The organism is Spirillospora sp. NPDC048911 (genome assembly GCF_043198015.1).
GTDB lineage: Bacteria > Actinomycetota > Actinomycetes > Streptosporangiales > Streptosporangiaceae > Spirillospora.
In genome coordinates, this window is the sequence record NZ_JBICUD010000012.1 from 384,737 (window position 1) to 398,955 (window position 14,219).

11 protein-coding genes are annotated in these 14,219 nt (G+C 72.6%); 5 read left to right on the top strand and 6 right to left on the bottom strand.

Annotation, left to right across the window (positions count from 1 at the left end; genetic code table 11):
- The first annotated feature begins 51 nt into the window (after positions 1-51).
- From tesB to ACGFNU_RS43050, 3 genes are all read left to right on the top strand, one after another.
- Positions 52-915, top strand: a complete 864-nt coding sequence (gene tesB, locus ACGFNU_RS43040) for an acyl-CoA thioesterase II (RefSeq protein WP_392602414.1) — start codon at positions 52-54, stop codon at positions 913-915.
- Positions 916-1,108: 193 nt separating this feature from the next.
- Positions 1,109-1,534 (top strand): DUF1330 domain-containing protein, encoded by a 426-nt coding sequence (locus ACGFNU_RS43045; protein ID WP_392602458.1) that lies wholly within the window; start codon positions 1,109-1,111, stop codon positions 1,532-1,534.
- A 97-nt stretch (positions 1,535-1,631) separates the two neighbouring features.
- Positions 1,632-2,444 carry an SAM-dependent methyltransferase gene (locus tag ACGFNU_RS43050; protein ID WP_392602415.1) on the top strand — a complete coding sequence of 271 codons (813 nt, stop codon included), beginning with the start codon at positions 1,632-1,634 and terminating at the stop codon, positions 2,442-2,444.
- Positions 2,445-2,471: 27 nt separating this feature from the next.
- On the opposite strand, the gene ACGFNU_RS43055 is transcribed toward ACGFNU_RS43050, so the two are convergent.
- Positions 2,472-2,834: a cupin domain-containing protein gene (locus ACGFNU_RS43055; protein WP_392602416.1), complete on the bottom strand. Its 363-nt coding sequence runs from the start codon at positions 2,832-2,834 to the stop codon at positions 2,472-2,474.
- Positions 2,835-3,051: 217 nt separating this feature from the next.
- Here ACGFNU_RS43055 and ACGFNU_RS43060 point away from each other — a divergent pair, with 217 nt between their 5' ends.
- Both ACGFNU_RS43060 and ACGFNU_RS43065 read left to right on the top strand, forming a co-directional pair.
- Positions 3,052-3,588 carry a SigE family RNA polymerase sigma factor gene (locus ACGFNU_RS43060; protein ID WP_392602417.1) on the top strand — a complete coding sequence of 179 codons (537 nt, stop codon included), beginning with the start codon at positions 3,052-3,054 and terminating at the stop codon, positions 3,586-3,588.
- Positions 3,585-4,724: a hypothetical protein gene (locus ACGFNU_RS43065; RefSeq protein ID WP_392602418.1), complete on the top strand. Its 1,140-nt coding sequence runs from the start codon at positions 3,585-3,587 to the stop codon at positions 4,722-4,724. Before ACGFNU_RS43060 ends, ACGFNU_RS43065 begins: the two co-directional genes overlap by 4 nt.
- An 88-nt stretch (positions 4,725-4,812) precedes the next feature.
- Here ACGFNU_RS43065 and ACGFNU_RS43070 read toward each other — a convergent pair whose 3' ends face one another.
- The 5 genes from ACGFNU_RS43070 to ACGFNU_RS43090 form a co-directional block, all read right to left on the bottom strand.
- Positions 4,813-5,616 carry a class I SAM-dependent methyltransferase gene (locus ACGFNU_RS43070; protein WP_392602420.1) on the bottom strand — a complete coding sequence of 268 codons (804 nt, stop codon included), beginning with the start codon at positions 5,614-5,616 and terminating at the stop codon, positions 4,813-4,815.
- Between the two features lie 13 nt (positions 5,617-5,629).
- A complete protein-coding gene (locus ACGFNU_RS43075; RefSeq protein ID WP_392602421.1) occupies positions 5,630-6,064 on the bottom strand; it encodes an acyl-CoA thioesterase in 435 nt (144 codons plus the stop codon).
- The gene (locus tag ACGFNU_RS43080; protein ID WP_392602422.1) at positions 6,061-11,901 is read right to left on the bottom strand and encodes an SDR family NAD(P)-dependent oxidoreductase; all 5,841 of its coding nucleotides are present in this window, start codon (positions 11,899-11,901) and stop codon (positions 6,061-6,063) included. The genes ACGFNU_RS43075 and ACGFNU_RS43080 overlap by 4 nt, the downstream gene beginning before the upstream one ends.
- Before the next feature lie 569 nt (positions 11,902-12,470).
- Positions 12,471-12,911, bottom strand: coding sequence for a hypothetical protein (locus ACGFNU_RS43085; RefSeq protein ID WP_392602423.1), 441 nt, complete (start codon positions 12,909-12,911; stop codon positions 12,471-12,473).
- Positions 12,912-13,004: 93 nt separating this feature from the next.
- Complete coding sequence (locus tag ACGFNU_RS43090) at positions 13,005-14,219, bottom strand: RNA polymerase sigma factor (RefSeq protein ID WP_392602424.1); 1,215 nt, start codon at positions 14,217-14,219, stop codon at positions 13,005-13,007.

Sequence of the window (14,219 nt, forward strand, 5' to 3'; positions counted from 1 at the left end):
AACCGGGGGTGAGAGCCGCACCACACCCTCCTCTTTGGGACACTTGCCCACGTGAAGGAATCGCTGAAGGCACTGCTGGACATCCTCGACCTCGAACAGATCGAGAACGACATCTTCCGCGGACGCAGTCCCGAGGACCGCCAGCAGCGCGTGTTCGGTGGCCAGGTGGCGGGCCAGGCGCTCGTCGCCGCCGGCCGTACCGTGCCGCCCCACCGCCCGGTGCACTCCCTCCACGCCTACTTCATCCGGCCCGGCGACCCCTCGGTCCCGATCGTCTACACCGTCGACCGCGTCCGCGACGGCCGCTCCTTCACGACCCGCCGCGTCCTGGCCATTCAGCACGGCAAGGCGATCTTCAGCCTCTCCGCCTCGTTCCAGATCGTGGAAGACGGCCCTGCCCACCACGCTTCCATGCCCGACGCCCCCGACCCGGAGAGCATCCCCCTCGCCCAGGACCGCCTGACCCCCCTCTTCGGCGAACGCTTCGCCACCGAGTTCGTCGCCCGCCGCCCCTTCGACGTGAGGCACGCGACCCCCCTCACCTGGGAGGCCGCGAAGGACCCGTCCCTCGCCACCCCGGAGTCCAAGGTCTGGCTCAAGGTCGACGGCGAACTCCCCGACGACCCCCTCCTGCACGTCTGCCTCATGACCTACGCGTCGGACATGACCCTCCTGGACACCGTCCTCCTCAACCACGGCCTGGCCTGGGGCGACAAGCGCACCATGGGCGCCAGCCTCGACCACGCGATGTGGTTCCACAAGCCCTTCAGGGCCGACGACTGGCTCCTCTACTACCAAGAAACCCCCTTCGCCGGCGGCGCCAGAGGCCTAGCCCGAGGCCAGGTCTACACCCGCAACGGCGACCTGGTCGTCTCAGTAATGCAAGAGGGGCTCGTCCGCGTAACCGACGCCTGACCAGCCCAAACACGGCCAGGGTCGCCTCAGGGGCCCGGCATGATCCACTGAACTGCCCGGTGGCTCTAAGGGTGCCTTGTCGCGAGCTCCTGTCACTCATCTCATCCAGCCGACGTCCGGCCGCGAATAGGAGGAGTCGCCCTCCGCGACCGGGTGGAGGGCCTGTATCCCGGAGCGGGGAGATGCCGTGATCATGGAGGCCGGGATGGATGAGTGGGCGGCGGAGTTGCGCCTGAACGCCGAGGACGTCGAGGCGTTGGAACGTGTCGCGGACATGGACGGGCCGGTGGTCGTGGTGAACCTGTTCGCCCTGCGCGACCAGGCCGAATACGACGACGATCGCGACAAGCCTTGCAGCGGGGTCGAGGCGATGTTGCGCTATTCGGCCGTCAGTGAGACACGGCTCGCGGCCGCCGGCGGGCGCTTCGTGCACCGCGGCTTTGGCGGACATGCCATCTGGGGCCGGGCAGAACGCTGGGATCTGGTCGTCGTCGCCCAGTACCCGACGGGGGCGGCGGTGCTGGAACTGTTCCGTGACCCGCTCTACCTGGCCGCTTACCGGCACCGCCGCGCGGCGATGCGTGAACAGCGCCTCATCCTCTCGCCACCCCTACCTTGACGCCGGCGGGTATGGGTTCGTTCGTCAGCTGCTTGGCGGGGGCGGTTCGTGGTCCAATTCGTCCCCCTGCGGGGTGTTGCTCGGGCATGATCATGGGGTGGAGAAGAACGAGGAGTACGCGCCACCCGGGATCGACGTGAGCAGCCCCAGTCCCGCTCGCATCTACGACGTCTTCCTCGGGGGGAAGGACAACTTCGCGGTCGACCGCGCGGCGGCGCAGGTGGCGATGGACGCGGGGCCGGACGTGCCGCGGGCGGCGCGGGAGAACCGGGCCTATCTCGGACGGGCCGTGCGGTTCGCCGTGGAGTCCGGGATCACCCAGTTCATCGATCTCGGGACCGGGCTGCCCACGCAGGGCAACGTGCACGAGGTCGCGCAGGCCCTCGAACCCGACGCCCGGGTGGTCTACGTCGACAACGACCCGATCGTGCTGGTGCACGCGCGGGCCCTGCTGCCGCCGTCCGACACGACGATCGTCATCCAGGCCGACGCCCGGAGACCGGCGGAGATCCTCGACAACCCGCGCGTCCGCGCGCTCATCGACTTCGACCGGCCGGTGGCCGTTCTCATGCTGGCGGTCCTGCACTTCGCCGAGGACGAGGAGGCGCGGAACACCATCGCGGCCTTCCACGACGCCGTCGTGCCCGGCAGCCTCCTGATCATGTCGCACAGCACCGTCGAAGGGCATCCGGAGAGCGGCGCCGAGGTCGCGAAGGCCTGGAAGAACGCGACCGTTCAGATCCACAGCCGAACCCGCGACGAGGTCACGGCGCTGTTCGAGGGATTCGACCTCCTGGAGCCCGGGGTGGTGTGGGTGCCGGAGTGGCGGCCCGTCCACCCGGGCAAAGGCACCCGGTGGATGTACGCGGGAGTCGGGCGCCGCCAGGGAACGCCGAGCCCGGGCCGCTAGCGGTTTGGCCCTCGCTGCTCGCCGGCCTCAGGTGCGCTTGGCGTAGTCGGAGATCTCTCCGAAGTCGACCATGACGCACGCCTCGTCGCCCAGTACCTCGGCGTCGTGGCCGGGCGGGATGGCGACGGCGTCGCCCGCGCCGACCTCCCGCTGGGTGCCGTCGGCCATGAGGATCCGCATACGTCCCGCGAGGCAGTAGCCCATGTGCGACACCTCGCACCGGTCGGTGCCGGCGATCGGCTTGACGTTCTTCGACCAGCGCCATCCGGGCTCGAAGACCGCCCGGCCCACCGTCTGGCCGGCCAGCGTCACCATGTCGGCCTTGCCGTTGCCCTGGAACTCGCGCGTTTCGTCGGGATGCCGGAAGTTCTTGATCTCAAGCTGAGCCATGCTGGTTCCCCCCGATCTACCTACCGTGGCCATGTCGCCGGGATCGAGAGCGTGCGGGGCGCCCTGCCGATGTCGACAAGCCTACGACTGGGACAAATGCCCTTTCAATGGCTGAACAGCAGGTCAGCAGCATATTTTGCCTACCGCTGCGATCAGGCGGTCCGAGGTTTCCGGCGGTGGTGAGCAACCCCGGCCCCGCATCGTTTGTGTCATAGGTGTGAGAACTGAAGAGGTGTTCAACGGCGTGGGCGGACCCGAGGTCGCCTCCGATCCGGTGGCCATGCTCACCGGGTTGTTCCGCGACCATCAGCTGGAGCTCGTCCGCATGGCGCTGCTCATCGTCGGCGACCGGCCGTCGGCCGAGGACGTCGTCCAGGACGTGTTCACCGCCATGCACGGCAGGCTGGACCGGCTGCGCGAGCATCACGCGATGCTGCCGTACGCCCGCACGGCCGTCATCAACAGGTGCCGGACCGTGCTGCGCCGCCGCAAGCTGGCCGGCCGTCTGCATCAGCACCACGAGCCGCCGGTCTGGTCGGCCGAGGCGGCGGCCATGCTCGGCGAGGACTGCCGCGAGGTGTTCGAAGCGCTCCGAGGCCTGCCGCGGCGCAGACGGGAGGTGCTGGTCCTGCGCTACTACCTCAACCTGAGCGACGCCGAGATCGCCGAGGTCATGGGAGTGTCCGCCGGCACCGTCAAGTCGACCATGTCCCGAGCGCTCACCGCGCTGGCCAAGAAGCTGGAGGACTCATGAACGAGGTCGAGGAACGGCTCGCCGGCGCGTTCGGCACCGCGGCCGCGACGGTGCGGCCCGAGGATCTGACGCCGCTCACGGTCCCCGTCCGCCCTGCCCGCCGCCGCCGGTGGACGCCCGCCATCGCGGCCCTCGCGATCGCCGTGATCGTGGCCGGTGGTGTGCTGGTGAACGCCCTGCGCGGCGGGGAGGGCGACGCCGGCTCGCTGGCGGGCAGCGGCCGCTACCTCCTCACGTTGCCGCCCCAGGAGAAGGGGGCCCCCGGTGCGGACGAGCCTCCGGCGATACGTGACCTGCTCTCCGGCCAGGTGATCCGGCGGGTGCCCGTTCCCAGCGGGGTCGATCACTGGCTGGACGTGGCCGGCACCGCCGGCAACCGCGCGTTCTTCCTCCTCGGCAAAGCCGCGGACGGTGCTCGCGTCTACCGGCTGCGCATCGACCCCACGGGGCGCGTGGTCGAGCTGGCGCGACTGCCCGGCGGCGACGTGCCCGGAAATTCCAGCGACTCGCTGGTGGCCTCCGCGGACGGTGCCACGCTCGCGGTGGTGGTCGACTCAAGCGCCAATCCCGGCCGGCCCGTCAGCCAGATCCGCATGCTGACCGTGTCGACGGGAAGGTGGACGGCCTGGAGCGGGAACGGCATGGCCGAGCAGCTGTCCCTGAGCCCCGACGGCCGCCGGCTGGCGTTCCTCTGGATGGGCTCCGCCGACAGCCCTGACGGCGTCCGGACGCTGAACACTCGTGCCCCGGCCGGCGACGTCCTCCGCCACAGCCGCCGGATCGCTTTCCGGTTCGGCCGGCCCGGCGAGGTGCGCGATCCATGGCTGGGGCGAAACGGCCTCTACGTGGTCTCCGCGGGAACCGAGACAAGGCTCCTCGCCACGTCCGGCACCGGCAAGGTCACCGCCACCCTGCTGCGGCGCACGCCCCTGGCTGACCCGTCGATCCCGGACGATGGCCCGCCCACCGCGGGCTTGGGGGGGCACCGGCCCGCCTTCAGTGTCCGCTGCAGGTCCGCTGATGCGCGGCACGTCCTGCTCAGCGGCGACAAGCTGGAGTGGTTCGACCTGCAGACCAGAAAGATCGACTCACGGGTCCAGCCGGACGGGCTCGACGGCCAGACCGTCGGCTGCTGAACGGAACGACCCGGCGTGCCGGGACGCGGCCCCAAGGGCTTTCCTGGGGCCGCGTCCGCCGCGTCCGCTGTCTTCGCCGCGTCCGCTTTCAGGCTGAGGCCGTGAACAGGAAGTTCATCGGGAAACCCTCGGTGCCGCGGGGGAGCGGCGGCCAGGGCCAGCGGTCGAACGAGGCGCCCTCCTCGCCGGGAACCTTGACCTCCCGCACTGTCCAGCCGGCCTCGGTCAGGACGTCCTCCGGCTGGTCGGTGCCCCACAGCCACGGGCAGCCGTCCTCACGCAGCCGCCGCAGGCCCTCCTGGCTGAACTCGCTGACCATGGACTGGTGGCTCAGCAGATCGCCGGCCAGCACGCTGCCCGGCGCGGAGAGGGACTCCAGGTGCGCCAGGAGCGTCCGGGCGTCGTTCTCGGGCAGGTAGAACAGCAGGCCCTCGACGATCCACAGGGTGGGGACGGACGGGTCCCAGCCCGCGGCGCGGAGCGGCTCGTCCCACGGGCCGGTCAGGTCCGTGCCGATGGCGTGCCGCTCGCAGGCGTGCCGGGCGCCCAGCTCGGCGAGCCGCTTCTCCTTCTCGTCGATGAGGCCGGCCTGGTCCAGCTCGTACAGGACGGTCCCGGACGGCCAGGCCAGCCGGACCGACCGGGTGTCCAGGCCCGCCGCGACCAGCACGACCTGGGTGAGGGACGATCGGCCGATGACCTCGTCCAGGTAACGGGTGCGGATGGCGAGGAACTCGGTCGTCCCGGGGTTGGCGTAGCGCTCGTACCGCGCGACGCCCTCCGGTCCCGCGAGGTCCCCGGCCAGCGCGTCGGTGAACAGGGCGTCGTCGCGGCGCGTCTCGTCGGCGCGCGCCGCCGCCGTCCAGCGGGCCGTCGCTGAAACACCGTTCATGTGGTCCTCTCCTTCATCGGCGGCCGGCCGTCGCGGCGTCCATGAGACGCCGCATCGACTCGGGGATCCGGGCGGGCTTCATGTGGCCGCGCTCGTCGGCGCGGACGCAGGCGACGCGCTGCTCGCCGGTCGCGACCAGCTCCTCGCCCTCGGGCCGCTGCCGCCAGTACTCGAACGTCATGGTCATCTGCGTCTGGCCCAGCTCGCCGAGGAACATCCGCACGATGACCTCGTCGAAGACCGTCAGCTCCCGCAGGTACTCGCACTGGCAGCTCACGGTCAGCAGCCGGACGCCGTCGCCGAACCCCGCCACCACGTCCGGCGAGTACTCCCGGATGCACAGCTCGCGGGCGCGGCCCTGCCACCGGATGTAGTTGACGTAGTTGACGTTGCCCAGCAGGTCGGTGTCCTCGATCGTGACGATGTGCCGGTACTCGTAGCCCCTCACGCCGTGGCCCCTTCGCCGGCCGTCCGCGTCAGGACGCCCAGCACGACGGGCTCGGCGACGCCCCGCATCCCGGCCGCGAGCGTGGCCACGCGCGCGTCGCCGGCGGCGAGCACCGCCCAGCCGTCCTCGTGGACGGAGTCGAGCGTGAACGGGGTGCCGGCGGGCAGCCCGGCCTTGACCGCGGACTCGGCGGCGGTCCAGACGCGGGTCGCGGCCGTGTCGAAGTCCTCCTCCGTGGCCTCGACGATGGCTCCGGCGAGGGCGATCCCGTCGGCTCCGAGGAGCCCGGCCCAGGTGTCGCGGTCCCGGTTGGCGACGATCTCCAGGTCGCAGCCGGGCGTGGTGGTCGCGAGGGTGATCCCGGCGCTGTGCGCGATCGACACGGTGCCGCCGGTGCTCGGCTCGGGCTTGCCGTCCGGGCGGTGGCGCAGCTCGACGTCCCCGCCGAGCAGCCGCCGGACGGCCAGCTCGGCTGCCTCGCGGCGGGACGCGCCGTCCGGGTCGGTGTCCAGCGTCGCCCGCCCGGCCAGGCCGAACTCGACGAGCGCGTGCTCGACGTACGGGCCGAGCAGGGCGGGCACCCAGCCGCCGGGCAGCGGGAACTTCTCGACGATCCGGGTCCGGAACCCCTCCCAGGTCTCGATCAGCTGGCCGTCCTCGTCGGTGATCTCCATGTCCCAGCAGGTGTCGTCGCGCCGGTAGCGGGCGTGGACGAACGCGGGCGTCGCGCCGGCGTGCGGGCCCGGGACGAGCCGGTCGACGCCCGCCGGGATCGCGAGGACTGTCGGGGCGCACAGGGCGAGCGGCTGCATGTAGGAGTCGCGGGCCGCCGGGTCGCCGAGCAGCAGCTGTCCCGGCAGGTAGCGGCCGAACCAGTCCACCCGGGTGTCGGGCAGCAGCCGCGCCGTGACGTGCTGGGCGTCCGCCCGGCGGATGTCGCCCATCAGCCGGAACCGCGGGCCGTGGAACAACATCGGCCCGTACAGCTCGGTCTGCGGGTCGATCGCCATGGGCGGCAGCGCCGCGTTCTCCTGCCGGACGAGCCCGGCGCCCTTGGGCTTGGCGGCGGGCGGCTCGCAGACGGCGCGGAAGTGCTCGACCTGGAAGTTGGTCGTGCTGCACCGGACGACGGTGGTGACGCGGTCCGGAGCGGTGCGCAGGGCGGCGACCCGCACGGTGACCGTGGCGTCCGCGGGGACGGCGATCGCCCGCAGGAACTCCACGCCGGTCAGCACGGGCGCCGCGTCCGCCCCGGCGTCGGTGTCGAGGCCGAGCAGCGCCGCCGCGGCCTGCGCCATGATCTCCATGCCGACGGTGCCGGGCAGGACGGCCTCGGTCCCGCCGCCGAAGACGTGCTCGGCGAGGTACGGGTCGCTGTCCCAGCCGACCTCGGCGTCGGCGACCAGCTCGATGCCGGGGTAGCCGACGCGGGGCCGTTCGAGGAACCGCAGCAGCGGCAGCTCGCCCGCGCCGAACGACACGGTGGGCATCTCGCCGAACCGCCCGGTGACGACGGCGACGACCGGGGCGGTCGGGTCGGCGACCAGATCGCGCAGTATCTTCACGCCCTGGTCCGGGGTGATCGTGGTGACGCCCGCGCGGGCCAGGTTCTCGACCGAGCCGAGCCGCTCGCCCATGCCCACGCCGGACCACAGCGACCACTCGACCGCGCGGAAGCGGCAGTGCGGCAGCTCGGCGGCGAGCCGTTCGACGAGGTCGCTCTGCCATTCGTTCGCGATTGCGTAGTGCGCCTCGCCGCGCAGCCCGGCGCGCCCGGTCATGCTGCCGAACGTGACGACGAGCCGCAGCCGCGCGGTGTCGACGGCGGCGAGCACCGCCTCCAGGCCGGCGACCTTCGGGTCGATCGTGCGGGCGTAGTCCTCGTCGGTCAGCTCCTCCAGCAGCTTGGGGACGTTGCCGCCCGCGCCGTGCAGGACGGCGGTGACCGGCCCGAACTCCGCCTCCGCCGCCGTGACGGCCGCGATGACCTGGGCCGCGTCGGTGACGTCGGCGCGCAGGTAGCGGGCGGTGACCCCGGCGGCCGCCATGCGTTCGAGGTTGGCGGTCAGCTCGGCGTCCCCGTCCGGTGCCGACCGGCCGAGCAGGACGAGCCGGGTGCCGCTCTCCTTGGCCAGTGACAGGGCGCACTCGGCGGAGATGCCCTTGCCGCCGCCGGTGACGAGGAGCACGTCGTCGGCGCCGAGGGGCAGGTCGATGCCGTCCAGCTCGACGGGCGCGAGGACGGGCTCACGGCGGACGCCGCCTGCGTGCTCCACCTCGCGGAACCGGTCGGTCGCGGCGGCCTCGGCGGCGACCAGCTCCGGTGTCGCCGGGTCGTCCAGGGCGGCGGTGACCACGGTCGTGGCCACCCACGGCGCCTCGAGGTGCAGCGTCTTGGCGAACCCGGCGGCACCCGGCTCCTCCTGGACGAGGACGCAGTGCTTCACGTCCTTGGCGGCCAGGACGGCGTCGGCGCCGGACCGCAGCGTCGCGAGCCGCTCGTCCCGTCCGGACGGAACGATCACCAGGACGCCCTCGCCGAGCCGCGCCGACTCCAGCGCCTCGCGCAGCGCCCCGGCGGCGGGGTGATCACCGACGACCTGCCAGGCGCCCTCGGCGCGCGGCGCGGTCCGGGCGGGCGCGGGCGCCGTGCGGCGGTCGAGCGCGAACGCGCGGACCCACGGGCCCACGCCCGGGGGAACGATGCGCGCGGCCGCCGTCTCGGCGTCCTCCGTCCCCGTGCCGCCCGTCGCGACGAGCTCCTGCAGGGTCTCGGCGACCTGGCCGAGCGTCGCGGTCGCGTAGCCGGTCGGCGCGGCGGGCTCGTTCAGGTCGAGCGTGCGCATCGCCTCGCCGACCAGCTCCGACACGACGATGGAGCTGAGGTGCAGGTCGTCGAGGAACTTGCTGTCGGCCTGGACGGCCTCCAGCGGGAACTCGGCACGGCGGGCGACGAGCGTGCGCATGAGCAGCAGCGGGTCGTCGATGTCCGCGGTGTCCACCGCTTCGACGGCGGGCGCGCCGCCCGCGGCGCCGGCCGCCCGCGCGGACGCGTCGGCCAGCAGCCCGGCGTCCACCTCGGGACCGATCTCGCAGAAGTTGGCGATGAAGCCAGGCTCGGCGTCCGGGTCGAACGGCCGGATCAGCCGGTCGGCGAACAGCTCGGCGACCTCGACGCCCGCGCCCGCGGCGAACGCGGCGCCGAGCGCGCCCAGCAGGCCGGTGAGGGTGTCCTCGTCGGTGCGGGTGGCGACGGCGGGCACGCCGGTGATCTCGCGGGCGAGATGGGTGAGGACCTGGCCGGGGCCGACCTCGATCAGCAGGTCCGCGTCCCGCGCCGCCGCGGCGAGCGCGCCGGCGAACAGGACCGGCGCGGTGATCTGCGCGCGCAGCAGCTCCCGCAGCTCCGCGGCGGTGCCGGTCGCGACCGGCTCGCCCGTCACCGTGGAGACCACCCGGCGGCGGACCGGCGCCAGCGCCTCGCCCTCCAGGTGCCCGGCGAACGCCTCGGCGGCCGGGGCGACCAGCGGCGAGTGGAACGCGTGCGACACCGGCAGCCGCACCGCCTGGAGCCCCGCCCGGGTGGCGCGGCCGATGACCTTGAGCAGCCCGGCGGACGGGCCGGACACCACGGTCTGCCGCGGCCCGTTGTGGCCCGCGATGACGACGCCGTCGTCCTGCTCGGCGAGCAGGTCCGCGACCGTCGCGGCGTCGGCGGAGATCCCCGCCATCGCGCCGCCGTCCTCGGCCAGCGCGCTCATCGTCGCGCCGCGCGCCGCCGTGATCCGCAGCAGCGCCGCCTCGTCGAGGGCGTCCGCCCAGTGCAGCGCGGTGATCTCGCCGAGGCTGTGGCCGACGGCGGCCCGCGCCTCGACGCCCAGTTCGGTGAGCACCCGCAGCCCGGCGACGGAGGCGGTCGCGATGCGGGGCTGCGCCACCGCCGTCTCCACCTGGTCGCCGCCGGCCGGCAGCGCGGCCGTCTCGTACAGCTCGTCCACGGCCTCGAAACGGCGGCGCAGCGCCCCGCCGTCCGACCGGGTGCCCGAGCCCTGGCCCGGGAACAGGTAGACGATCCGCGGCAGCTCGCCCGGCCCGCCGACGAAGACGCCGGCCGCCGGGTCGATGTGCCGCCACGGCCCGGTCGCGTTCGCGTCCTCGGCGAGTTCGCCGGTGGCCAGTTCGGCGACGCGGCGGAGCGACTCGGCCAGCTTCGCCGGGGCGTCGGCCACGATGGCCGCGCGCCACGGGCGGCGGGCGAGGCGTCCGGCCAGGTGAGCGGCGAGGTCGGGCAGCTCGGAGCGTGCCGCGGCCGCCGCGGCGGGAACGAGCGCGGTGGCTCGCTCGGCGAGCGCGGCGGGGGAGTCGGCGTCCAGGACGAACAGCTCCGCGTCCTGCGGGGAGTTCAGTACCGACCGGGTGCGGTTGTCGACGCGCGTCCGGCGGCCCGCCCTCGGCGCCTCCACGACCACGTGCGTGTTGATGCCGCCGAAGCCCATCGCGCTGACGCCCGCGCGCAGCGGCGCCCCGTCCGGCCAGGGCTCGCCCTTGCGCAGCACGCGCAGCGCGTCCGCGCCCTCGTTCAGCAGCTGATGCGGGCGCTCGCAGCCGGTGGTCGGCGGCAGCACGCCCGCGCCGACCGCCTTCACCGACTTGATCAGGCCCGCGACGCCCGCCGCGGCCTTGGTGTGCCCGATGTTGGCCTTGATCGAGCCGACGACCGCGGGCGGGGTGTCCGCGCCGGCGGCGCGGCGCGCCTCGATCAGCGTCTCCAGCTCCGCGGCGTCGCCGACGGCGGTGCCCGTGCCGTGCCCCTCGAAGTAGGCGACGTCGCCCGGGCCGAACCCGGCGCGGCGGTACGCGCGGTCCAGCGCGAGCCGCTGCCCGTCGGTCTCCGGACGCGTGATGCCGCCCGCGCCGTCCGACGAGACGCCCCAGCCGTCGATGAACCCGTGGACGCGATGCCCGCGGGCCACCGCGTCCTCCTCGCGCATCAGGACCACCATGCCGCAGCCCTCGCCGGGCCAGAATCCCGCCGAGCGCTGGTCGTACACCCGCATCTCCTCGATCGCGAGCGCGCCCGCGCGGGAGAAGCCGATCAGCTCGGTGGCGTCCACGCTGATGTCCACGCCGCCCGCCACCGCGAGGTCCATGTCGCCGGACAGCAGCGCGTTGCAGGCCGTGATCACCGACAGCAGGGACGAGGCGCACGCGCCGTCCACGACGTAGCCGCCGCCGTTGAAGTCGAAGTGGTTGCAGATGCGGCCCGCGATCGTGTTGGACAGCCCGCCCGCCAGCGAGTCGCCGTCCGGCACCGGGAACGGCGCCTTGTAGGAGTGCTCCAGCTCGGCCAGCAGCGTCGCGAGCCGGTCGGCGGCGACGTCGTCCTTCAGGGCGTCGGCGACGACGCGCTGCACGTACGGCCAGCGCAGCCGCATCTGCGCCGCGCGGATCCCCTCGCCGGTCAGCGAGTTACCGACGACGACGCCGGTGGACTCGCCGGGGGCACCGCGCCCCTCGGGCAGGCCCGCGTCGGCCAGCGCCTCGGCGGCGGTCTCCAGCGCGAGCCAGTGGGTCAGGTCGGCGTTGCGGAAGGTGGACCCGGCGACCTTGAAGCGCACCCGGTCGAACTCCCAGTCGCGCAGGAGCGCGGCCTCGGTGATGTAGATGTGGTCGGCCGAGCTGCGGTCGGCGTTGTAGTAGTCCTCCAGGCGGATGCGCTGGGACGGGATCCGCCGGAACGACCGGCGCCCCGCCAGCACGTTGTCCCACAGCTCGTCGGGCGTCGCGGCGTCGGGGAAACGGCACGCCATGCCGACGATCGCGATACGAGAACCCACATGAACCCCCATGAAGCGGCAGCGGCACTTCGCACGCCGATCCGCACCCGCCTGCGGGCATGCCGAAATGAACGGCGGAGCATTCGGGTGAGGAAAAGCGCGAAGCGGCGATCGGCCATTCCGGAAGCGGCGGCCGACAATTGTCGCCGTCTCTTCCGAGCCAAGATCGTTCTAAGTTACTCGACTGTAGGGAGCGCGTTCTGCGGCCGTCAAGAGATCAGGCGGCCGACACAAGACTTTTCTTTACCAACTCTTGCCCCGTCATCGAGCAACAGGCGCCGACCTTGGCCGCGCTCTTGCGGCGAAGTGCGCCAACCGTCCCGTGCGTGCCTGATTGACCGATTCGAACGTGCGTTCACAGAACGCCACAGATTTGCAGCTCAGTGTCATAGCGGGTGACGATTCTTGCCAGTGCCAGCTGTTAAGAAAATACATTTCATATATCGTCTATGTGACCGGCTTCGGACGCACCGTGAATGGCGTCCTTTATCGTCCCCGCGCAGCGCGACCTCGTACCGGCGGGCGTCCGCCCCCGCCGTTTCGGGCGGGGACGGCCGGTGCCGGGCGGATCAGGCGATGAAGTCCTTGCTCTTGCAGCTGGGGGTCTTCTCGCCTTCGGGGCTGGTCAGGCAGACGCGCAGCCGCACCTTCGTCCCGTCCTTCACCTTCACGACCTTGTACTTGCGGTTCATCTTCTTGTCGCTCTTGTTCTCGAGCGTGGTGATGATCTGGTTGTAGGGCTTCTTGATCCGCAGCAGTGTGATCCTGACCCACTGCCCGTCCTTCCGGTTGTCCCGGACCATGATCACGGACTTGTTCTTCGGCTGGGCGCCGTTGCCGTCGTGCCAGAAGAAGCCGGAGCCGTCGGGCACGCCGCTGTCACGGGTGTTGACGGAGCCGGACGTGCCGCGGGCCTGGACCGAGGCGTCGTCGGCGTGCGCGGCCGGGACCGCGACCAGCGACAGGCCGGCGGACAGGACGGCGGCGGAGACCATCGTTTTTTTGATCATGCCCGCGATGGTGCCGAGCGGCCCGTCCCCTTCCAAGGCCCCACGGAACCAACTCCCGATGATCCTCTGGGGCCTTGACGGGCGCGCGGCACGTCACGGCGTCGAGCGGGCGGCGCGGGCCAGGAGGAGGGTCTTCTCGCGTTCGTTGCGGGTGAGGGAGGCGGCCCGCTCGTACTCGGCGGCCGCCTCGTCCAGGCGGCCCAGGCGTTCCAGCAGGTCTCCGCGCACGCTCGGCAGCAGGTGGTAGTTCTTCATGGCCGGGGCGTCCGCGAGGGCGTCCACGATCTTCAAGGCGGCGGCGGGGCCCGCCGCCATGGAGACGGCCACCGCGCGGTTGAGCTCGACGACGGGCGATGGGGTCAGGGCCACGAGGCGTCCGTAGAGCGCGGCGATGGTCGTCCAGTCGGTGTCCTCGTACCGGACGGCCTTGGCGTGGCACGCGGCGATCGCGGCCTGGACGGAGTACGGGCCCGTGCCCGCGTGCGTCAGCGCCTCCAGGCCGCGCCGGATGAGGAGACGGTTCCACCTGGCGCGGTTCTGGTCGGCGAGGAGCACCGGCTCGCCGTCCGGTCCGGTCCGGGCCGCGATGCGGGAGGCCTGGATCTCCAGCAGCGCGGCCAGACCATGGACCTCGGGTTCCTTGGGCATCAGGCCGGCCAGGACGCGCGCCAGCCGGAGCGCGTCCTCGCACAACGCGGGACGCACCAGGTCGTCGCCGGTCGTCGCCGAATAGCCCTCATTGAAGACCAGGTAGATGGCTTCGAGCACCGACGACAGGCGAGCCGCCCGATCGTCGCCGTACGGCACCTCGAACGGGACGCCGGCCTTGGCGAGGGCGCGCTTGGCGCGGACGATGCGCTGCGCGACCGTCGGCTCCGAGGTCAGGAAGGCCCGCGCGATCTCCTCGGTGGTCAGCCCGCCCAGCAGCCGCAGCGTCAGCGCGATCCGGCCCTCGGTGGACAGCACCGGATGGCACGCGGTGAAGATGAGCCGCAACAGGTCGTCGTCGATGCCGTCGGCCTCGGGCGGCGGCGTGTCCTCCAGCGTGCGGCCGACCTCCGCGAGCTTGCGCGCGTACGTCTCCTTGCGCCGGACGAGATCGATCGCGCGGTGTCTGGCCGTGGCCATGAGCCAGGCGCCCGGGTTATCCGGGACGCCCGACTCCGGCCACTGCTCCAGCGCGGCGACCAGCGCGTCCTGCGCGAGTTCCTCGGCGATGCCCACGTCCCGGACGATCCGGGCGGCACCGGCGATGATCCGCGGGGACTCGATCCGGAAGACCGCCTCGATCGTCTCGCTCGCCGTCAC